Raw genomic sequence first — 18,800 nt, forward strand, 5'->3', positions numbered from 1 at the left:
TGGATAGATGTCTTTCACGCTGGCAGGCGGCGGATGGTGGCACCCAGCAACTGCAGTTTCTCTTCGATACATTCGTACCCGCGGTCTATGTGATAGATGCGATCTACGATGGTATCGCCGTCGGCCATGAGGCCGGCGATGACAAGGCTTGCCGAGGCCCTGAGGTCCGTGGCCATAACCGGCGCGCCGGTGAGGTGGTCCACACCCTTGATGATCGCGGCATTGCCCTCAAGCGTGATATCCGCACCCATGCGGATCAGTTCCTGAAGGTGCATGAACCGGTTCTCGAACACGGTTTCCACAATGGTACCGGTGCCTTCGGCCACGGCGTTCATTGCAGCAAACTGCGCCTGCATGTCGGTCGGGAAGGCCGGATATGGCGCTGTACGCAGGCTAACCGCCTTCGGGCGATTACCCTTCATGTCCAGTTCAATCCAGTCCGGGCCGGTGTTGATGTGGGCGCCGGCCTCTTCAAGCTTGAGCACAACGGCTTCGAGCAGGTCTTCGCGGGTATCCTTGAGCTTGACCCGCCCCCCGGTAGCCGCCGCAGCCACCAGGTACGTCCCGGTCTCAACCCGGTCTGGCAGAACGTTGTAATGGCAACCGTGCAGGCGCTCAACACCGTTGATTTCGATGGTGGCGGTGCCGTGACCCTTGATGTCTGCGCCCATGGCGATCAGACACTCGGCGAGGTCAACAACCTCCGGCTCCCGGGCGGCGTTCTCCAGGATGGTTTTCCCGTCGGCCAGGGCAGCCGCCATCATAAGATTCTCGGTACCGGTTACGGTGACGGTATCCAGGAAGATGTGCGCGCCTTTCAGCCGACCGTTGGTCTTGGCCTTGATATAACCATTCTCGACCTTGATGTCCGCGCCCATCATTTCCAGGCCATGGATGTGCAGGTTCACCGGGCGGCTACCGATCGCACAACCGCCGGGCAGGGATACTTCTGCTTCGCCGAAGTGAGCGACCAGAGGACCCAGCACCAGAATGGAGGCCCGCATGGTTTTCACCAGCTCGTAAGGGGCATGGAAGTGTTTGATGGTGTTGGCATGGATTTCCACGCTCATTTTCTCATCAATGATCACTTCAACACCCATGCGACCCAGAAGCTCGATCATGGTGGTTACGTCGTGCAGGTGCGGTAGATTGCCTACGGTTACCGGCTCATCCGCCAGCAGAGTTGCTGCGAGGATCGGCAGTGCGGCGTTCTTGGCACCGGAAATCCGGATTTCACCATCCAGAGGCTTGCGGCCTCTGATCAGAAGTTTATCCACAATAAATATCCTGTTTTGTCCGGGCCGTTCAGCCCTGGCGCTCAGCCCATTCGGCCGGAGTAAATGCTTTTGGATGAAGGGCGTGAATCGAGCCATCCATGATCTGCTGGAACAGCGCCTTGTTGATCAACTGCTGGCGCTTGATAGTCGGCAGGCCTTCGAATACGTCACCCACCACGACGACCAGGTAATGGGTACCATCAACCTGTACCTGAACTTCACAGCCGGGCAACGCTTCTTTGACCAGCTCGGTGACTTGGGCGGCATCCATAGAAAATCCTCGGGTGTTTTGAAATCAGGGGCGAGATTGTAACCAATTCCGGCGCTCGGGTCAGCTTTAGCGTCCGGTCAACAAAGGGAGCGAGGTCGGAAAAATCAGTGGGCGGGATGGACGGCTTCCGGACCAAACCCCTCAAGCTGATCATCAAGATTGCTCAGGGCTGCCAGCGAGGCCAGACGGCCGCTGACGCCACGAAACGAAAGGGCAACGCCTGCCTGATGCGCCAGGCGCTGCCAGCAGAGCAGCATGGAGAGAACAGCACTGTGGGCCGTCACCAGTCCATCGAGGTCGACGACCAGATCGGCAGAAGCCAAACGGATCAGCTTCTCACCCTGCTTTCTCAAGCCGACCACAGTGTCTGTGTTCACTTCACCGGTAACGACAAGCACGCCGTCCAGGAGTTGAACCACAGGCGAGCCGGTGGTCATGATTTGTTGACTTCCTGATTGAGGTTCAGACTTTCAACAGCGTCGCTCCACCCATCAATCACCGCCTGGATCTGACCGCGGTTTTCTTCCATTTCCTGGCCGAATCGATCCCGGAAAGCCAGGCCTATGTTGACGCCTTCAACAATGACGTTTTCCATCAGCCACTTGCCTTCCGCTGTCTTGTACATTGAATAGGTCACCGGGTAGCGATTACCGGAGGCACTGATCACTTCCATCTGCACAGAGGCTCGGTCGTCACTCTGGGGGTTGATGGTCGCCTCCTTGACCTGGATTTCGAAATTCTCGGCATTAACCAGAGCCTGGGCGTAGCTGTCAAACAGACTGCGCTTGAACTTGGCCACGAACTCGTCTCGTTGCTCAGACGTCGTCTGGCGTGCGTAACGACCCATCACCCTGGCAGCGATGCGGCGGAAGTCGACAAAATCGGTCAGAGCCTCATCCATGCTTTTATAAAAAGCCTCTGGATCCCGCTCGTAGAGTCCACGCTCCTCGTTCAGCTTGTCCACCAACCGCTGGGTATTGGCGTCCACATACTTGCGAAGCTCCTCAGCTTCACTCGCCTGGGTCGGCGCGACCAGAGCCAGGGCCATGAAGAGGCCGATCAGAATGTGGTGTCTCAGTGCAAACATCAGGATCTCCTGTTTGATCTTTCCGGCCCGAATCAACGGCCCGATGCAAAGTTGCTGATCAGCCGCTCCAGGTTCATGGCCGACTGTGTCGAATAGAAGGTATCGCCCTCTTTCAGCGAATCCATCTCGGCGCCAATCGATATATCAATGTACTGCTCGCCGAGCAGGCCGGATGTACGTATAACTGCGGAACTGTCCGACGGGATATTGTCCACATCCGAATGAATCGACATCTCGACCCGAGCCTGGAAGGTTTCCGTGTTCAGGCTGATGGATTCGATGGTGCCAACCGTTACCCCGGCCATTGAGACCCGACCGCGGGGCGTAAGCCCGCCCGTATCGTTAAAATTGGCGTAAATGGTATAGGTGCTCTCGGCCGACTTCGGCGACAGCCCGCTAACCTGCAGCGCCAGGAAAAGCAGGGCTGCGCAGCCTGCGATCATGAACAGGCCAACTACGATTTCAGTGGTTCTCTGTGCCATTTCAGGCTCCGGTAATATCTCGTTGATCGATGTTTCAGAAATCGCCAAACATGACAGCGGTCAGTACAAAATCCAGCCCCAGCACCGCCAGCGATGAGTACACCACCGTCTTGGTGGTCGCCGAACTGATACCTGCCGATGTCGGCACGCAGTCATAGCCCTGGTACACCGCGATCCAGGCGCAAACAAAACCAAAAACAACGCTTTTGATGACGCCGTTCAAGACATCATCCACAAAATCCACAGACGACTGCATGTTGCCCCAGAAGGAGCCTTCAAACACACCCAGCCAGTCCACACCCACAAGCATACCGCCCCAGATGCCGACCACCGAGAAAATCACCGCCAGTACCGGCATGGCAATAAACCCGGCCCAGAGGCGAGGCGCAATGACACGCCGCAGCGGGTCCACGCCCATCATTTCCATGCTGGACAGCTGTTCGGTCGCTTTCATCAAGCCAATCTCTGCCGTCAGAGCCGAACCCGCGCGGCCGGCAAACAGCAATGCGGTCACCACCGGGCCAAGCTCACGTACCAGGGTCAGCGCAATCATCTGGCCGATGGCCGCTTCCGAGCCGTAGTCGCTCAGAATAGTGTACCCCTGAAGCCCCAGCACCATGCCGATAAACAGGCCCGACACCACAACAATGGCCAGAGAGAGCACGCCAACGGCATAAATCTGTTTCATCAGAAGCGGGAAGCCCGTTGCCGGGCGGGGAACACCGCCCAGAACGCCCGCCAAGAAACGACCGGAACGACCGAATGAAGAAACGATATCCAGCCCCAGGCGTCCGAATGCCGCTATTCTGTCAATCAAGAGGCACCTCCCGACAGGCCGAAGTCACTGGCGGCGCCTTCGGCCGGATAATGGAACGGCACCGGGCCATCCGGCTGCCCCTGCAAAAATTGCTGGACCTTCCCGGAAGGATGCTCCCGGAGCTCCTCCGGTGTGCCCTCACCGATTACCTTGCCATCCGAAATAATGCAGGCGTAATGGCATATGCTCAGGGATTCGGGTACGTCGTGGGAGACCAGCACACTGGTCAGTCCCATGGAGCTGTTCAGATCCCGTATCAGCTTGACCAGCACGCCCATGGCAATCGGATCCTGGCCGGCGAAGGGTTCGTCGTACATGATCAGTTCAGGATCCAGGGCAATACTGCGGGCCAGGGCAACCCGGCGGGTCATCCCCCCGGACAACTCCGAAGGCATCAGCTGGCGAGCGCCGCGCAGGCCAACAGCTTCCAGCTTCATCAGAACAATGTCGCGGATCATGTCTTCCGGCAACTTGGTATGCACGCGGAGCGGAAAGGCAACGTTCTCAAAGACAGTCAGGTCGGTAAACAGAGCCCCGCTCTGAAAGAGCATGCCCATCCGTTCGCGAAGACTGTAGAGAGCCTTGCGTTTGAGCTTTGGCACCTCGTGGCCGTCCACCATGACACTGCCGGAATCTGGCTTGAGCTGACCACCGATAAGACGCAGCAGCGTGGTTTTACCGGTTCCGCTGGGCCCCATAATGGCAGTAATTTTGCCGCGGGGAATATCCAGACTGACACCGTCGAAGATACGGCGCCCTGAACGGGAGAACACGACATCCTTGAGCGATATGTAAGCCGGTGAATCCATAGTCCCTACCTTTCAAAGAGGCGCTACATTATGCCATGGAGCGCCGGAGCTCAATCCAAAGAGCGCAAAATGTACTGATAGCAATGATCAGTTTGACTGAACTTCCTGTAACCGGGCATCGTTGCCGGGGGAAAATGGTATACTCTGCCCCACATTTTCAATGTCCCGATAGCCAGGCCCTTAGCCCGATGACCGAACAGACTGCCCACGATTTCCGATCTTCTGCCATCCGCGCCATTCGCATCGAGCGTGACGCCATTGATGCACTTGAAAGCCGGATCGACGACCAGTTCACCCGTGCCTGCGAAGTCATCATGAACTGCACGGGCCGTGTTGTCGTGACCGGCATGGGAAAATCCGGCCACATCGGCAACAAGATAGCGGCCACCCTTGCCAGCACCGGTACACCGTCGTTTTCGTGCATCCCGGAGAAGCAAGCCACGGCGACATGGGGATGATCACACCGCAGGACGTTGTCATCGCCATTTCCAACAGCGGCAACACCAGCGAGGTGGTCACGATTCTGCCCCTGATCAAACGTATGGGCGCCCCGCTGATCAGCATGACCGGCAATGCCACGTCCACCCTGGCCCGGGAAGCCGTCGCCAACCTGGACGTCAGCGTCATGGTGGAAGCCTGCCCCCTGGGCCTGGCGCCCACCTCCTCAACAACGGCCACCCTGGTCATGGGGGATGCACTGGCCGTTGCACTGCTTGAGGCCCGCGGATTCAGTGCCGAGGATTTTGCGTTCTCCCATCCCGGAGGCAGCCTCGGCCGCCGGCTGCTGCTTCGGGTTTCCGACATCATGCATACAGGCGATCAGATTCCCGTTGTTAACGAGGGCACACCCCTGAGCGGCGCTCTCCTTGAAATCTCCCGCAAAGGTCTGGGTATGACCACCGTCGTAAACGGGGAAGGCACGCTTACCGGCATATTTACGGACGGTGACCTGCGCCGGACTCTGGACCGGTCGGTTGATATTCATCATACGCCCATCAATGAGGTGATGACGCGGAATGGTAAAACCATCCAGGCTGATCATCTGGCGGCGGAAGCGCTGAATATCATGGAGGAAATGAAGATCAATGCCCTGCCCGTGACGAACGATAGCGGTGCTCTAATCGGCGCCATCAACATGCACGACCTGCTGCGGGCCGGCGTCATCTGATGGGCCATGAGGAGTTTTTCAACATGAAGCATCAATGGCCTGAGCCACTGCTGGAAAAAGCCGCCAAAATTCGACTGATCGCACTGGATGTGGACGGCATCATGAGCGATGGCAAGCTTTACTTCAGCGCTAACGGTGATGAACTCAAGGCGTTCAACATCCTGGACGGCCTGGGACTCAAGCAACTCATGGCAGCCGGCATTACTGTCGCCGTTATTACCGGTCGGAAGTCACCCCTGACCGAAAAGCGCATGCGGGATCTGGGCATCCCCCACCTGATGCAGGGGCGTGAGGACAAGAAAGTGGCCCTGCAGGAACTGGTCAGCACCATGGATCTCAGCCCTGAGGCCATCGCCTACATGGGTGATGATCTGCCAGACCTGCCGGCGCTCCGGTTTGCCGGGCTGGGGATCACCGTACCCAATGGTTACTGGCTGGTGCAGCAACATGCCGATTACTGCACCCGAACCCGGGGTGGCGAGGGCGCGGTGCGAGAAGCCTGCGACCTGCTGCTGACTGCCCATGGCAAGCTGGATGCTGCGCTTGCACCCTACCTGGAGCTTAAGGCGTGAACTGGCTCCCGGACCGGCCCTGGCTGCGAACACTGGCGCTGGCTGGCACCGTGGTGGCCGCGGTCTTTTTGCTCTGGCAAAGCGATGAACCGCCGGTCATTGATGATGAGGCAGCCGCGCTGCGGGGCGATGCCGAACCGGACGGCTTTGTGGTCAATGGCAATTACACGTCATTCGACGAATCGGGCAAGCTGAAAATCCGGTTCTCCAGCCCCCGCATTGAGCAGTTTGAAGAAGGTAACCTGGCCACCATGGAGTCTCCCCGTGCCGAACTGTATGGCGGCGACAATGTTCTGCCCTGGATTGTTGAAGCCGAGAATGGCAGCCTGCTGCAGAACCAGAACCTGGTCTATCTCACTGACAATGTCCGGATTCAGCGCAGTATTGGTGAACGGGACGCCACTCTGACAACATCAACACTGACGCTGGATAATGACCGGGGCATGGTATATACAGACGCACCCGTAGAAATACGCGACGTTACCGGCATAACCCGGGCCACGGGCATGAAAGCGTGGATTGACGAGCGGATTCTGGAACTGAACTCCCAGGTGGAAGGACGCTATGAAACCGGAAACTAACCGATACCGGAGCCTGCTGGCCGCCCTGCTGACAGTCGCAATGGCTGGCCCGGTGGCGGCTTTCGACCTTGATTCCGACATCCCCATCAAGGTTACCGCCGACAACGCCCGCCTGGACGACGGCCAGGGCATTGCCACTTACACCGGCGATGTGGAACTTGAACAAGGCAATACCCGCCTGAACGCGGAGCGTGTGGTCCTGTACCGTACTGAGGACGGCCTGAGCCGCATCGAGGCCTCCGGAACCCCTGCAAGATACAGGCAGCCGGCGCGCGAAGGTGAAGGTGAAACCGACGCCCGCGCCCTGAATATTACCTGGTCCGCCACCGACAGCCAGCTGACCTTTGAACGGGAAGCGGTGATTGAGCAGAATGGCAACCTGTTCCGCGGCGACGTGATTCACTATGATACCGCTGGCCGCGTTGTAACCGCAGAAGGCGGCGCCGAGACCGGCGATGGCACTGGCCGGGTAGAAATGGTGATCCAGCCGCGCAGCGCCGACAGACGCACTGACAAACAGGAAACCGATGGCAGTTCTGAGAGCCAGTAACCTGGCAAAAAGTTACAAACAGAAAAAAGTGGTTATTGATGTTTCCCTGGAAATCCGAAGCGGGGAAATTGTCGGACTGCTAGGACCCAACGGCGCCGGGAAAACCACCTGTTTCTACATGATCGTGGGGCTGGTACCTGCCGATCACGGGCGGATAACGATCGACAGCCGGGATATTACGCCGCTGCCGATGCACGGTCGGGCCCGTCAGGGCATCGGCTACCTGCCACAGGAAGCCTCGGTTTTCCGCAAACTGTCTGTGCGCGACAACATCATGGCGATCCTTGAGACGCGGCAGGGCCTGAGCAAGGCAGACCGGCAGAAAAAGCTCGAGGAGCTGCTGGAGGAATTCCACATCACCCATATACGGGACAGCGTTGGTATGGCCCTGTCCGGTGGTGAGCGGCGAAGGGTGGAAATTGCCCGGGCTCTGGCCATGGAGCCGGCTTTCATCCTGCTGGATGAGCCCTTCGCCGGTGTTGACCCTATATCCGTCAGCGACATCAAACACATTATCCGGCATCTGCGGGACAAAGGGATTGGCGTGCTGATCACCGACCATAACGTGCGCGAGACTCTCGATATCTGCGAGAACGCGTACATTGTTTCCGGCGGGCACATCATCGCCTCCGGCAATGCCGATGCGATCCTGGCCAATCAACAGGTCAAGGAAGTCTACCTCGGGGACGAATTCAGGCTGTGACAGTGAATGGCTCATTGTTTTGATGATCTGTAGCAAGTAAACTCGGCAAAGAACTTGCTAGGGTAAAGAAAACCGCGGCAAGTAACCGGCATATAAAGATTTTTTCAAGACCTATGACACAAAGCGCTGATGAGTGACGGATCCTGAACCATGGTTATGAAAGCCTCCTTACAGTTAAAGCTGGGTCAGAGCCTGACCATGACACCCCAGCTGCAACAGGCGATCCGGCTTCTCCAGCTATCTACCCTCGACCTCCAACAGGAAATCCAGCAGGCACTGGAATCCAACCCCATGCTGGAGACATCCGAGGACGACGATCAGACCGACACGTCCACCGAGAGTGACGAGCGCGAGGCCAATGCGGCCGAGTCTGCTGCCGAGACCACGCCGGAACCGTCCAGCGACTGGGACGAATCCGAGAACGGCCCGGACTGGTCGTCGGAAAACGAGATTCCGGATAACATTCCGGACGATCTGCCGGTCGACACGGCCTGGGATGACATCTACCAGTCCGCCCCTGCCCCGGCAGCCCGCAACGACGATGAAAACGATCACGATTTCGAGACCCGCAACTCGCCCACCGAGACCCTTCAGGATCACCTGGAATGGCAGCTCAACCTGACTCCCCTGAGTGAGCGGGACCAGGCCATTGCCCACGCCCTGATGGACGCCGTGGACGAGCGGGGCTATCTCACCAGCCCCCTGGAAGAAATCCACGCCGGGCTGCTGGACGAGAACGAAGAAGACCCCCTTGAACTGGATGAAGTGGAAGCCGTCCTGCATCGCCTCCAGCACTTCGATCCCCCTGGCGTGTTTGCCCGGGATTTGCAGGAATGCCTGCTGATACAGCTTAACCAGCTGCCGCCGGACACACCCTGGCTCGCCCAGGCACGCCTGGTGATCACCCACTACATCAACCTGCTGGGCAACCGGGACTACGCCCAGCTATTGCGTCGCAGCCGCCTGAAGGAAGATCAACTCAGGGAAGTCCTGGCGTTGATTACCGGCCTCAATCCGCGCCCGGGCGACGTGATTGATCGCGCCGAGCCCGACTACGTGATTCCGGATGTCATCGTTCGCAAGCACAATGGCCGCTGGCGTGTTGAGCTGAATCCGGAAATTGCACCGCGCATCCGGGTAAATGCCAGCTATGCTTCACTTATAAGGCGTGCAGACAGCAGTGCAGACAACACCTACCTCCGCGATCAGTTGCAGGAGGCCAAGTGGTTTATCAAGAGCCTGCAGAGCCGCAATGAGACCCTGCTGAAAGTAGCGACCCGTATTGTCGAGCACCAGCAGGGTTTCCTGGATTACGGCGAGGAAGCAATGAAGCCGTTGATTCTCTCGGACATTGCCCAGGCGGTGGAAATGCATGAATCAACGATTTCACGGGTAACCACTCAGAAATACATGCATACCCCCAGGGGTATTTTCGAACTGAAATATTTCTTCTCCAGCCATGTCAGCACTGATGAGGGCGGAGAATGCTCTTCCACGGCCATACGCGCGATGATCAAGAAGCTGATTGCCGCCGAAACACCCAAAAAGCCGTTGAGCGACAGTAAAATTGCAGCCATGCTAGGGGAACAGGGTATCAAGGTTGCGCGACGCACCGTTGCCAAGTACCGGGAGGCCATGCACATTCCGCCGTCCAACGAACGCAAGCGGCTGGTCTGAATACCCCGGGACGGGACTCAACACTGTATTCGCCGGCGCACAATGCGCCAGCACCCAGACCGGCTCCCGGGAGCCGGCATGATGACAACAGGAGACGCCTATGCAACTCAACATTTCAGGCCATCACGTAGAACTGACTCCCGCACTGAAGGATTACGTTTCAGAGAAGTTCGAGAAGCTCGAGCGTCACTTTGACCACATCAGTAACTGCCAGGTGACTCTGGAAGTGGAAAAGGTGCGCCAGATTGCGGAAGCCACATTGCACGTGGTAGGTGGTGAGATTCACGCAAAGGCAGAAAACGAGGATATGTACGCGGCCATTGATGCCCTTATCGACAAGCTCGACCGTCAGATCCTCAAGCACAAGGAAAAGAATGTAGAACGGATGCACGGAAACGGCTCTCGCTAACGCGCTGTTTTCATGCACTTCATCTAATCGAGCTGCGACATGAGTAACGTGTCGCAGCCTTTTTTTTAACGGAAATGCAGTCGATCCATGAGCGACACATCCCTGACCATAGACAACATTCTTGCGCCGGAGCTCACCCTCTGCAGGGTAGCTGCGTCCAGCAAGAAACGGGCCCTGGAGTTTATTGCCGAGCAAATAAACCATCAGGACAACACGCTCAGCGAGACCCAGCTCTTCAACAACCTGATTTCCCGTGAGCGCCTGGGCAGCACCGGCATTGGCCAGGGAATTGCCATTCCCCACTGCCGCCTGGAAGGACTGGACCACGTGGTGGGTGTGCTGATGACGCTTGAAGAAAGCGTGGAGTTCGATGCTATCGACAATCAGCCAGTCGATCTGATCTTTGCCCTGATTGTGCCAAAAGAGGCGACGAGCGAGCACCTTGAGCTGCTGAGCCAACTGGCGGAGAAGTTCAACGAGCGGTCATTCTGTGATCGCCTCCGGCAATGCGAGGACGCCAGCACGCTGTACCAGCGCATGACCGCCTCAGGCGGCTGATATTCACTGCAGTGGAGGTAAGGTGGTCATGAAGCTGATTATCGTCAGTGGCAGGTCCGGTTCGGGCAAGAGTACCGCACTTCATGTGCTGGAGGACCTCGGGTTTTATTGCATCGACAATCTTCCTATTGGCCTGCTCTTCCCCCTCACACGGGAAGCCGCCAGCCAGACCAGGCCTGGTCGACTGGGCAAGATGGCCGTCAGTATCGATGCGCGGAACCTTTCCGGCGAGCTGGCCAATTTCGAGGAGATCTACCGGCGCCTCCAGGAAACCGGGGTTACCGTTGAAATCATCTTCCTGGACGCCGACGAGCAGTCGCTTCTGCAGCGTTTTCACGCCACCCGCAGAAAGCATCCGTTGAGTGACGACAGGACCTCTCTCCGGGAAGCCATTACCAGCGAGAAGAAACTGCTGGAGCCCCTTTCCAAGCTTTCCGATCTTTACGTAAATACCACCGGCATGTCCATGTACGAGCTGCGGGACATGGTCAAGCAGCGCGTGGTCGGTCGAAAAGATCAGGAACTGGCTCTCCTGTTTCAGTCATTCGGCTTCAAACACGGCGTGCCGCTGGATTCCGACTACGTTTTCGATGTCCGCTGCCTGCCCAACCCCTACTGGGATACCAGCCTCCGCAAGTATGTCGGGACGGATCAGCCGGTTATCGAGTTTCTGGAAAAAGAACCGGCAAGCCGGAAGATGATCGAGGACCTGAAATCATTTCTGGATACCTGGCTGCCCTCTTTTGCAGACAGCAACCGCAGCTACATGACCATTTCCATTGGTTGTACCGGCGGCCAGCACCGGTCGGTGTATGTGTGCGAGCAGTTGGGTGAGTACTTCCGGCAACGGTACAGCAATGTGCAAGTGCGGCACACCGAGCTGCCACACCTGCAGACCCGGGAAGAGATCTGATCGAGCCATGATTCGCCGCCCCATTACCATTATCAACAAACTGGGCCTGCATGCGCGCGCCACTGCGAAGCTCGTCAACACGGCATCCGAATACGACAGCAGCGTGCGTATCAGCGGCAAAGGCCGGGATGTGGACGCGAAGAACATCATGCAGGTGATGATGCTGGCCGCCAGCAAAGGAACCGATGTGGAGCTCATTGCCGACGGGCCGGATGAGGAACAGGCCATCGAAGCATTGGTGGAACTGATTAACGACTATTTCGGTGAGGGCGAGTAATTCCGCCTTCCGTACGGCATTCACCTACAACTCTTTCTCACCGATAGCGCCTAACTCCGCTATAATACAGGCGTTTTCTGACGCCGGGTGATTCATGACCGATATTCTGGAAAAAAGCCAGGCCCGCCAGCGTCTTCGCTCCCTGAGCGAAGCGCTGGACAGTGGCGCACTGAAGCAGGTTGCCCGCATCCTGAACGGTGGCCTGAGCCCCAGTGATATTGCCCATTTGCTGGAATCCTCACCGCCCCGGCAGCGGGCCCTGCTGTGGAACCTGGTGGACAAAGACCTCGAAGGCGAGGTTCTCCAGTATCTCAGTGATGATATCCGAGGCTACTTCCTGAGCCAGCTTAATGCTCAGGAACTGGCGGATATCATCGAGGATTTCGAGTCAGACGACCTGGCCGACCTGCTGCAGCAGCTGCCGGATACGGTCATCCAGGAAGTCCTGGAGACCATGGACGAGCAGGACCGGCAACGGGTGGAGGAAGTTCTCTCCTATCCGGAGGACACCGCCGGCGGTCTGATGAACACCGACACCATCACGGTGCGCCCGGACATCAGCATAGACGTCGTACTGCGTTACCTTCGGCGGCACCGCAACCTGCCACCCATGACGGACAGCCTGATCGTGGTGAGCCGGCGGGATGATTTCATTGGCATGCTGCCGATTACCAAAATGCTGGTATCCAACCCCGCCTCCACCGTGCGTGAAGTCATGGATACCGATATCGAGCCTATTCCCGTAAGCCTCTCCGACACCAAGGTAGCAACACTGTTTGAACGCTACGACCTGATCTCGGCGCCGGTAGTGAATGAGGAAGGCCGACTACTAGGGCGCATAACCATCGATGACGTGGTTGACGTTATTCGGGAGGATGCGGATCACTCCCTGATGAGTATGGCGGGCCTGGATGAGGACGAGGACACCTTCGCACCGGTCTGGAAGACATCGCGCCGCCGTGCCGTCTGGCTGGGGATCAACCTGATCACCGCCCTGATCGCATCGGCTGTGATCGGGTTATTCGAAGAGACCATCGCCAAGGTCGTGGCTCTGGCGGTTCTGATGCCCATCGTCGCAAGCATGGGCGGCATTGCTGGTAGTCAGACGCTTACACTGGTGATTCGCGGTATGGCCGTGGGGCAGATCAGCGGCGCCAACGTCCGCTGGCTGCTGAACCGGGAATTTCTGTCAGGGATACTGAACGGCCTGCTCTGGGCCGCCGTGGTGGCGGGTGCCGCCATGCTCTGGTTCCAGGATGTGATGATCGGCGCGATCATTGCTGCCGCGCTGGTGATCAATCTTGTCGCCGCAGCGCTGGTTGGCACGGTTCTGCCACTGTTTCTCAAATCTCGCAATATTGACCCGGCCCTGGCAGGCAGCGTGATTCTCACGACTGTGACCGATGTAGTCGGGTTCATGGCCTTTCTTGGCCTCGCGACGATTTTCTACGCTTAAGCGGATCTCGGATTTATGAAAGACCATCAAGACAACGACGCGCCGGAATACGACGGCCCTAGCAAATCTCAGCTGAAACGGGAAATGCACGCCCTGCAGGATCTGGGCAAGCGGATGCTGGACCTTAGCAACGATCAGTTGGAGACCCTGCCAATCAGCGACACCCTCCGCGCCGCGATCGAGGAATCCCGCCGTATCCGCCAGAACGAGGCCAAACGACGGCACCTGCAATACATCGGCAAGGTCATCCGACAGGAAGATGACCCCGAAGCCCTCGCGAAAGCCATCGACGCCTTCGATGCCGGTAGCGAGGAACACACCCGCAGACACCACCTGGCGGAACGCTGGCGGGACCGGATGATTGCCGAAGGCGATTCCGTTGTTGGCGAGTTCTTCAGCTACTGCCCCACTGCCGATATGCAGCACCTGCGAAACCTTGCTCGAAACGCCCGAAAAGACGTCGAAAAACAGAAGAACACCGGCCAGGCCCGGAAACTGTTCCGTTATCTCAGGGAGTGCATCGACGACGCCGAGGCCATGTGAGCCGTTGGTTCAACCTTTGAGCCGTCGGTGCTCCCACACCGGCATCCGGGCGCGCAGATTGGCTACCTGATCGGCGTCCAGTTCGGCGGTGACCAGGCCCGGGCCTTCCCCCATTTCCGTCACGATCCGCCCCCAGGGATCACAGATCAGGCTGTGGCCATAGGTGCGACGGCGCTCGCTGTTCTGGCCACCCTGGCCAGGTGCCACTAACCATACCTGGTTCTCGATCGCGCGCGCCCGGATCAGGGGGTACCAGTGGGCATCACCGGTCTGCCAGGTGAAAGCGCTCGGAAGGCAAATCCAGTCCACATCCTGCTCACGCAGCAGCCTGAACAGCTCCGGAAAGCGAAGATCGTAGCAGATCGCCAACCCCAGCTTGCCCGCGGGCGTATCCACGGTCACTATCTGTTCGCCGGGCTCGAAGGTGTCCGATTCGCGGTATTGACCATGGGCATCTTCCACCATGGCATCAAACAGGTGAATCTTGTCGTAACGGGCAACTTCCTTACCCTGGTCATCAAAGACAATGCAGGTTGCCCTGACCCGATCCTCCAGATCTGAGCCGTCCGGTCGTTTGGCCACGGGCATCGACCCGCCAACGATCCAGAGCCCCAGTTTCCGGGCCTGTTCGGCCAGGAAAGTCCTTATGACAGGCTCGGACCCCGCCTCCTGGCGACCACGATCAATCATCTGACTGGTGGCCAGAACCGCAAAATTCTCGGGCAGTACGGCGACCGAGGCGCCCTGCTCGGCAGCCCGGGCCAGCAGCTGTTCCGCTTCGCGCAGATTGGCGTCGATGTCATGACCGCTGACCATCTGGATGGCTGCGACCCGGTTGGAAACACGCTTGTTCATGACTGCCTCCGATATTGCCAAACAGAAAAGTTATTCGCCGGTGTCAAAAACCCGTTGCAGATTCACTTCCGGCTCGTCCCATGTGCCCGTCACGCTGTAGGTTGCGCTTGTCAGCCTGCTCAAAGGATCGCCCAGAATCTTGTCCAGCACAAACAAGGCGCCGCCGATCGGCGCACCGGCACCCATGAGCAGCGCCGCCAATGGCAGATTCTGAGTCAGGGGCAACACAACCACAAGCCGCATATCCAGCTCCTCGCTGGCCATATTGGTCGTACCACTGAGTTTGAAGGCACCGGATGGGCCCACTATCTGCAGTTCCGGATCCATGGTCAGCAAGCCATTGATGATCTGCGCCTTGCCCGAGATCGCGTCGAATGCCACCCCACGCTCATACAGATCGGAAAAGTCGAGCTTCAACCGGCGCCATAGGGTGTCAGAGTTCAGCAGATTGAACACCCGGAACAGTTGCGCCGTGTTGTTTCGCTCCAGGATCACACCCTCATCCAGCCTGAGACTGACCGAGCCACTGAGCTCCGGTATGGAAAGCTCATCCGGACGGCCGGGCCAGTCCAGATCCAGCTCTATGTTGGTCCCCTCGTTAGTGACCGGCATTTCAGTGTCGAGGAGCTCGTTCAGATCCGCGAGCGCACCCCCGCTGATGGAACCTGTAAACCGGCTGGTTTCCCGGTCTCCGACGATGCTCCAGCTCATGTCGCCCAGCAGTGTCAGGGAATTCAGGCGCCCCTCGATGTCATTTACCTGCAACCGGAAAGGTTCGGGGCGGAGCCGGAAGGCCCACTGTCCCAACGATTCGTCGTTCAGTTGCAGTTCCGCAATCGAGACATCGATATCCGGCCAGTTTCCCATATCCAGCGCGCGGAACGCCTCAAGCTGCTCTTCGAGGGTGAGTAATTCCGGCGAATCCTCAGGGGGTGTTTCACTGCGCACGAGCCGTAACACCTGAAAATCGGCCTTCACCGTGTCGCCATTTTGCGGAATTGTCAGTCGGCCTTCGGCGCGTTGCGAGCTGGTGGTCACCACCCACCGGTCACCAAGATCGAGGGCATTGATATCAATATCGTTCAACACCTGCGGGCCAAGGTGCAGGCGGCCAAGACGCAAATCAAACCCGGTCTCTTTCCATAACAGATCGAATGTTGCGCGGTTTTCCCAGTCGCCCGTAATGCCAAGCCCGCCGGCGGCCGAGGGATTGATGGTTGCCCGCAGCGGTGCTGCCTCATCCGCCGTTTTTGACAGTGGCTCCGGCCAGTCAACTGCCAGCCCCTCAAGAGTGGACCGCACGCGGATCCCCGACGTTGAATCCGATCCCACGTCCAGGTCCGCGGTATAGGTAACATTGCCCTGCAAACCAAAACCCGAACTGGTCCCAAGTCCCGCCTGCTCAAACACCCCCGGCACCGGTAGCGTTCCCGACTGCCGGATGGTAAGGGCATTGCCCGCCCGGGACTTGCTGAAGGCAATGGTTACCGGTTCATCGAAGAATTCCGCAGTCAGAGGACCACCGGAGAAGCCGTTTTCGCTGTGGTAGGTCATTTCACCCTGAACCGACCGCCAGGCCAACCCTGCCGAGGGGTAGGAGACGGTGCCTTCCTGTGCGGCAATCTTTGCCTCAACCACGGGGGGCTGCTCCGCCCCCAATGGCAAGTCGATACCAAGATCCAGCTGATACTCACCACCATATTCAAGCTTCTGGGCCTCTGTGCCTGCCATATCACCCAGGGGGCTATTTTCCATCCAGAACCCGACCGATTCGCCGGGCACCCGTGCCGAGGTATCCACCCTTATCCGTGTGCCTTGATCGGAGGGCACCACGCGAACCGTCCCGGGATCGAGATCCAGGCCACCGGTCTGACCTGCTTCGAGTCGAACCAGCGTGTCGCCATTGTGAACCCTGACACTGCCCCGGGCACCCGTGACCTCCGGCCAGGCGTCATCGTAGCGGACAGATGCCTGATCGAATTCATAGATCATTGAGGTGACGAAGGAGCCCCGGGGTGCACCAGAACCTATCTGACCATGGCCGAAAAACGTCCCTGAGGTAATATCGGCCTCGAGAATGGCGGTCGTGAGCCAATCGTACAAACCGGGGTTTACCGCCTTAACCGGAACGAAATCCGCCAGCATGTCGGCGTTGCCGTTTTTCACCGACACTTTGAGCCCCAGATTGTCTTCACCCTCTCGATCCATCCTGAGGTCAAAAGCACCGTCCAGTTCGGTGGCCTCGCCGTAACGCATCCGTACGCCATCCGAAAACACACGGGTAATAGCGCCATCCAGCAGCCAGGCCACCTCGCCCTCGAGTACGGGGAATGACCAGGCGCCCCCGAAAAGCTGGGGGAAATCCAGTGAAACGGGCGACTCGCCGGCGGCAATCCGGACATAGCCTCTTTGCCGGTCCAGAGCGATGTCTCCGTTGACAGAGGTAACGCCGGGCGCGCCGCCGTGGGCCCGAACACTAACGTCACGCAACCGGCCGGAAAGCTGAAAGTCTTCCGGGGCGCCCTCGGGGAAGAAGATTCTCAACTGGTCCAGAAAGCCACCGGGCCGATAGTCCCGGAGGGCCCGGAGTGCACGCTCCGGCAATAACGGAAGCCGCGCAGCGAGGCGACGTGTGGGCGCTAGCGGAAGGGCGTCGGCAATGACGGACATGCCTCCCTCCGACGGCGCCAACCTCAGACTGAAAGGTGAAACCACATCGCCGTCCCAGGTCCACTGGAGCTGCTTCAGATGCCACTCGCCAAGGGCGAAGGCCCCGGATTCGACCACAGTCTCGTCGGTCATCACCGTATCGTGGCGACGCCAGCCAAATCTCGCGCGGATGTCTTCCAGTGGCGCCAGGGATTGAGAGCCAACACCCAACTGCAGATAGGGGGTCCGCACCGTACCGGTCACCTGTTGCAGCAAACCGTTGCGGAACGTAAGCCAGGCTTCCCCGCCAAGATCGAAGCCTTCCACCCGGAGGGATCGCCACTGGTACTCGTCAACCAGCCCGTCGAACAGCCGGCCGGAATCGACGCCAAGGTACAACTGGCCGGTAAAGTCGCCCCGGAAAAAATGCTGGCCCACAAGGGCAAAACTGGCCAGCTGCTGGGTGGTACCAGACTGCATGGCACGGCCGGATGCGTGGAACAATCCACGGCGGTAGTCGAGATCCAGCTGGGGAATATCCAGATGGCGCAGGTTGCCCTGGTTGTCCCGGATACCAAGGTTGACGCGTGTAATCTTGACGTAAGGATCAGAGAGCCAGTCACCGGCAAGCTCCAGCCACTCCTGCAACTGATTGCTGACCGGTTCCGGTATTTCTGCGCCTCTCACCGCAACATCACCGCCGCGTTCCTGATTCACGGTCAGTTCCAGACCGTCTGCCTGGAAGTCCTCAAAGACAATCCTCAGACGCATCAACGAGGCCAATGCAGCAAAGCGGATATTCAGATGCTGGAGGTTGGCAACGACAATTCCGGTGTCAGGGTGAGTGACCTGAATGTCGCTGGCCGTAAAGGCGGGGTCGAGCCAGTACCACTGGGATGAAAGGCCACCGATGCTGACATCATGGCCCAGTCGGTCTGACAGCTCACGAGCCAGATCATCGCGAAAGCTGTCCACATTCTGGGTCAGTTGGCGGCCAAGACCGGCGTATAGGGCCAGCAGCACCAGAAGTGTCAGCAGCATCCACCAGATCAGGCTGGCGAGCCGCGCCAAAAGCCGAACCGGAGGGCTCTCGGGCAGGTTCTCCGGAAGCGGCGGTTCGTGGTCAGCGGAGGACATTCAGACCCC

20 protein-coding genes and 1 pseudogene are annotated in these 18,800 nt (G+C 58.5%); 12 read left to right on the plus strand and 9 right to left on the minus strand.

Going from position 1 to position 18,800, the window contains the following annotated elements:
- Window positions 1-14 precede the first annotated feature (14 nt).
- The 7 genes from murA to HP15_RS12160 form a co-directional block, all read right to left on the minus strand.
- Window positions 15-1,277: a UDP-N-acetylglucosamine 1-carboxyvinyltransferase gene (gene murA / locus HP15_RS12130; protein ID WP_014577731.1), complete on the minus strand. Its 1,263-nt coding sequence runs from the start codon at window positions 1,275-1,277 to the stop codon at window positions 15-17.
- 28 nt (window positions 1,278-1,305) lie between these two features.
- Window positions 1,306-1,548 (minus strand): BolA family protein, encoded by a 243-nt coding sequence (locus HP15_RS12135; protein ID WP_008170179.1) that lies wholly within the window; start codon window positions 1,546-1,548, stop codon window positions 1,306-1,308.
- 104 nt (window positions 1,549-1,652) lie between these two features.
- Window positions 1,653-1,985 carry an STAS domain-containing protein gene (locus tag HP15_RS12140; RefSeq protein ID WP_014577732.1) on the minus strand — a complete coding sequence of 111 codons (333 nt, stop codon included), beginning with the start codon at window positions 1,983-1,985 and terminating at the stop codon, window positions 1,653-1,655.
- Entirely contained in the window at window positions 1,982-2,635 is a 654-nt protein-coding gene (locus tag HP15_RS12145) for an MlaC/ttg2D family ABC transporter substrate-binding protein (RefSeq protein ID WP_041646285.1), read from the minus strand. Before HP15_RS12145 ends, HP15_RS12140 begins: the two co-directional genes overlap by 4 nt.
- Before the next feature lie 32 nt (window positions 2,636-2,667).
- Window positions 2,668-3,117, minus strand: a complete 450-nt coding sequence (gene mlaD / locus HP15_RS12150; RefSeq protein ID WP_008170174.1) for an outer membrane lipid asymmetry maintenance protein MlaD — start codon at window positions 3,115-3,117, stop codon at window positions 2,668-2,670.
- Window positions 3,118-3,151: 34 nt separating this feature from the next.
- Window positions 3,152-3,934: a lipid asymmetry maintenance ABC transporter permease subunit MlaE gene (mlaE, locus tag HP15_RS12155; protein WP_008170172.1), complete on the minus strand. Its 783-nt coding sequence runs from the start codon at window positions 3,932-3,934 to the stop codon at window positions 3,152-3,154.
- Window positions 3,931-4,743: an ABC transporter ATP-binding protein gene (locus HP15_RS12160; protein WP_014577734.1), complete on the minus strand. Its 813-nt coding sequence runs from the start codon at window positions 4,741-4,743 to the stop codon at window positions 3,931-3,933. Before HP15_RS12160 ends, mlaE begins: the two co-directional genes overlap by 4 nt.
- 188 nt (window positions 4,744-4,931) lie before the next feature.
- On the opposite strand from HP15_RS12160, the pseudogene HP15_RS12165 reads away from it, so the two are divergent.
- The 12 genes and pseudogenes from HP15_RS12165 (at window position 4,932) to yjgA (ending at window position 14,150) form a co-directional block, all read left to right on the plus strand.
- Window positions 4,932-5,911: pseudogene (locus tag HP15_RS12165) on the plus strand (KpsF/GutQ family sugar-phosphate isomerase).
- A gap of 23 nt (window positions 5,912-5,934) precedes the next feature.
- Window positions 5,935-6,483 carry a 3-deoxy-manno-octulosonate-8-phosphatase KdsC gene (gene kdsC, locus HP15_RS12170; protein WP_169702159.1) on the plus strand — a complete coding sequence of 183 codons (549 nt, stop codon included), beginning with the start codon at window positions 5,935-5,937 and terminating at the stop codon, window positions 6,481-6,483.
- Window positions 6,480-7,064: an LPS export ABC transporter periplasmic protein LptC gene (gene lptC, locus HP15_RS12175; protein WP_014577737.1), complete on the plus strand. Its 585-nt coding sequence runs from the start codon at window positions 6,480-6,482 to the stop codon at window positions 7,062-7,064. Before kdsC ends, lptC begins: the two co-directional genes overlap by 4 nt.
- On the plus strand, window positions 7,048-7,614 hold the full coding sequence (lptA, locus tag HP15_RS12180) for a lipopolysaccharide transport periplasmic protein LptA (RefSeq protein ID WP_014577738.1): 567 nt from the start codon (window positions 7,048-7,050) through the stop codon (window positions 7,612-7,614). Before lptC ends, lptA begins: the two co-directional genes overlap by 17 nt.
- Window positions 7,592-8,317, plus strand: a complete 726-nt coding sequence (lptB, locus tag HP15_RS12185; RefSeq protein WP_014577739.1) for an LPS export ABC transporter ATP-binding protein — start codon at window positions 7,592-7,594, stop codon at window positions 8,315-8,317. Before lptA ends, lptB begins: the two co-directional genes overlap by 23 nt.
- Before the next feature lie 156 nt (window positions 8,318-8,473).
- Window positions 8,474-9,994 carry an RNA polymerase factor sigma-54 gene (locus tag HP15_RS12190; protein ID WP_041646286.1) on the plus strand — a complete coding sequence of 507 codons (1,521 nt, stop codon included), beginning with the start codon at window positions 8,474-8,476 and terminating at the stop codon, window positions 9,992-9,994.
- Between the two features lie 100 nt (window positions 9,995-10,094).
- Window positions 10,095-10,403, plus strand: a complete 309-nt coding sequence (gene hpf, locus HP15_RS12195) for a ribosome hibernation promoting factor (RefSeq protein ID WP_014577741.1) — start codon at window positions 10,095-10,097, stop codon at window positions 10,401-10,403.
- Between the two features lie 87 nt (window positions 10,404-10,490).
- Complete coding sequence (gene ptsN, locus HP15_RS12200; RefSeq protein ID WP_014577742.1) at window positions 10,491-10,961, plus strand: PTS IIA-like nitrogen regulatory protein PtsN; 471 nt, start codon at window positions 10,491-10,493, stop codon at window positions 10,959-10,961.
- Window positions 10,962-10,989: 28 nt separating this feature from the next.
- Window positions 10,990-11,874, plus strand: a complete 885-nt coding sequence (rapZ, locus tag HP15_RS12205) for an RNase adapter RapZ (protein ID WP_008170152.1) — start codon at window positions 10,990-10,992, stop codon at window positions 11,872-11,874.
- A 7-nt stretch (window positions 11,875-11,881) separates the two neighbouring features.
- On the plus strand, window positions 11,882-12,151 hold the full coding sequence (locus tag HP15_RS12210) for an HPr family phosphocarrier protein (RefSeq protein WP_008170151.1): 270 nt from the start codon (window positions 11,882-11,884) through the stop codon (window positions 12,149-12,151).
- A 94-nt stretch (window positions 12,152-12,245) separates the two neighbouring features.
- On the plus strand, window positions 12,246-13,607 hold the full coding sequence (gene mgtE, locus HP15_RS12215; protein ID WP_014577744.1) for a magnesium transporter: 1,362 nt from the start codon (window positions 12,246-12,248) through the stop codon (window positions 13,605-13,607).
- 15 nt (window positions 13,608-13,622) lie between these two features.
- Window positions 13,623-14,150: a ribosome biogenesis factor YjgA gene (gene yjgA / locus HP15_RS12220; RefSeq protein WP_014577745.1), complete on the plus strand. Its 528-nt coding sequence runs from the start codon at window positions 13,623-13,625 to the stop codon at window positions 14,148-14,150.
- Between the two features lie 9 nt (window positions 14,151-14,159).
- On the opposite strand, the gene HP15_RS12225 is transcribed toward yjgA, so the two are convergent.
- Both HP15_RS12225 and HP15_RS12230 read right to left on the minus strand, forming a co-directional pair.
- Complete coding sequence (locus tag HP15_RS12225) at window positions 14,160-15,005, minus strand: carbon-nitrogen hydrolase family protein (RefSeq protein ID WP_014577746.1); 846 nt, start codon at window positions 15,003-15,005, stop codon at window positions 14,160-14,162.
- A gap of 30 nt (window positions 15,006-15,035) precedes the next feature.
- Window positions 15,036-18,791: a YhdP family phospholipid transporter gene (locus tag HP15_RS12230; RefSeq protein ID WP_014577747.1), complete on the minus strand. Its 3,756-nt coding sequence runs from the start codon at window positions 18,789-18,791 to the stop codon at window positions 15,036-15,038.
- Window positions 18,792-18,800: the final 9 nt, after the last annotated feature.

Origin of the sequence: Marinobacter adhaerens HP15, assembly GCF_000166295.1 — a bacterium.
GTDB classification, from domain to species: Bacteria; Pseudomonadota; Gammaproteobacteria; order Pseudomonadales; family Oleiphilaceae; genus Marinobacter; species Marinobacter adhaerens.

Coding starts and splice junctions, on each gene's coding strand:
- yjgA (WP_014577745.1), top strand. CDS start 13,623: ATGAAAGACCATCAAGACAACGACGCGCCGGAATACGACGGCCCTAGC.
- HP15_RS12210 (WP_008170151.1), top strand. CDS start 11,882: ATGATTCGCCGCCCCATTACCATTATCAACAAACTGGGCCTGCATGCG.
- hpf (WP_014577741.1), top strand. CDS start 10,095: ATGCAACTCAACATTTCAGGCCATCACGTAGAACTGACTCCCGCACTG.
- rapZ (WP_008170152.1), top strand. CDS start 10,990: ATGAAGCTGATTATCGTCAGTGGCAGGTCCGGTTCGGGCAAGAGTACC.
- HP15_RS12160 (WP_014577734.1), bottom strand. CDS start 4,743: ATGGATTCACCGGCTTACATATCGCTCAAGGATGTCGTGTTCTCCCGT.
- lptA (WP_014577738.1), top strand. CDS start 7,048: ATGAAACCGGAAACTAACCGATACCGGAGCCTGCTGGCCGCCCTGCTG.
- HP15_RS12190 (WP_041646286.1), top strand. CDS start 8,474: ATGAAAGCCTCCTTACAGTTAAAGCTGGGTCAGAGCCTGACCATGACA.
- lptB (WP_014577739.1), top strand. CDS start 7,592: ATGGCAGTTCTGAGAGCCAGTAACCTGGCAAAAAGTTACAAACAGAAA.
- HP15_RS12140 (WP_014577732.1), bottom strand. CDS start 1,985: ATGACCACCGGCTCGCCTGTGGTTCAACTCCTGGACGGCGTGCTTGTC.
- ptsN (WP_014577742.1), top strand. CDS start 10,491: ATGAGCGACACATCCCTGACCATAGACAACATTCTTGCGCCGGAGCTC.
- HP15_RS12135 (WP_008170179.1), bottom strand. CDS start 1,548: ATGGATGCCGCCCAAGTCACCGAGCTGGTCAAAGAAGCGTTGCCCGGC.
- HP15_RS12230 (WP_014577747.1), bottom strand. CDS start 18,791: ATGTCCTCCGCTGACCACGAACCGCCGCTTCCGGAGAACCTGCCCGAG.
- mgtE (WP_014577744.1), top strand. CDS start 12,246: ATGACCGATATTCTGGAAAAAAGCCAGGCCCGCCAGCGTCTTCGCTCC.
- kdsC (WP_169702159.1), top strand. CDS start 5,935: ATGAAGCATCAATGGCCTGAGCCACTGCTGGAAAAAGCCGCCAAAATT.
- HP15_RS12145 (WP_041646285.1), bottom strand. CDS start 2,635: ATGTTTGCACTGAGACACCACATTCTGATCGGCCTCTTCATGGCCCTG.
- mlaD (WP_008170174.1), bottom strand. CDS start 3,117: ATGGCACAGAGAACCACTGAAATCGTAGTTGGCCTGTTCATGATCGCA.
- HP15_RS12225 (WP_014577746.1), bottom strand. CDS start 15,005: ATGAACAAGCGTGTTTCCAACCGGGTCGCAGCCATCCAGATGGTCAGC.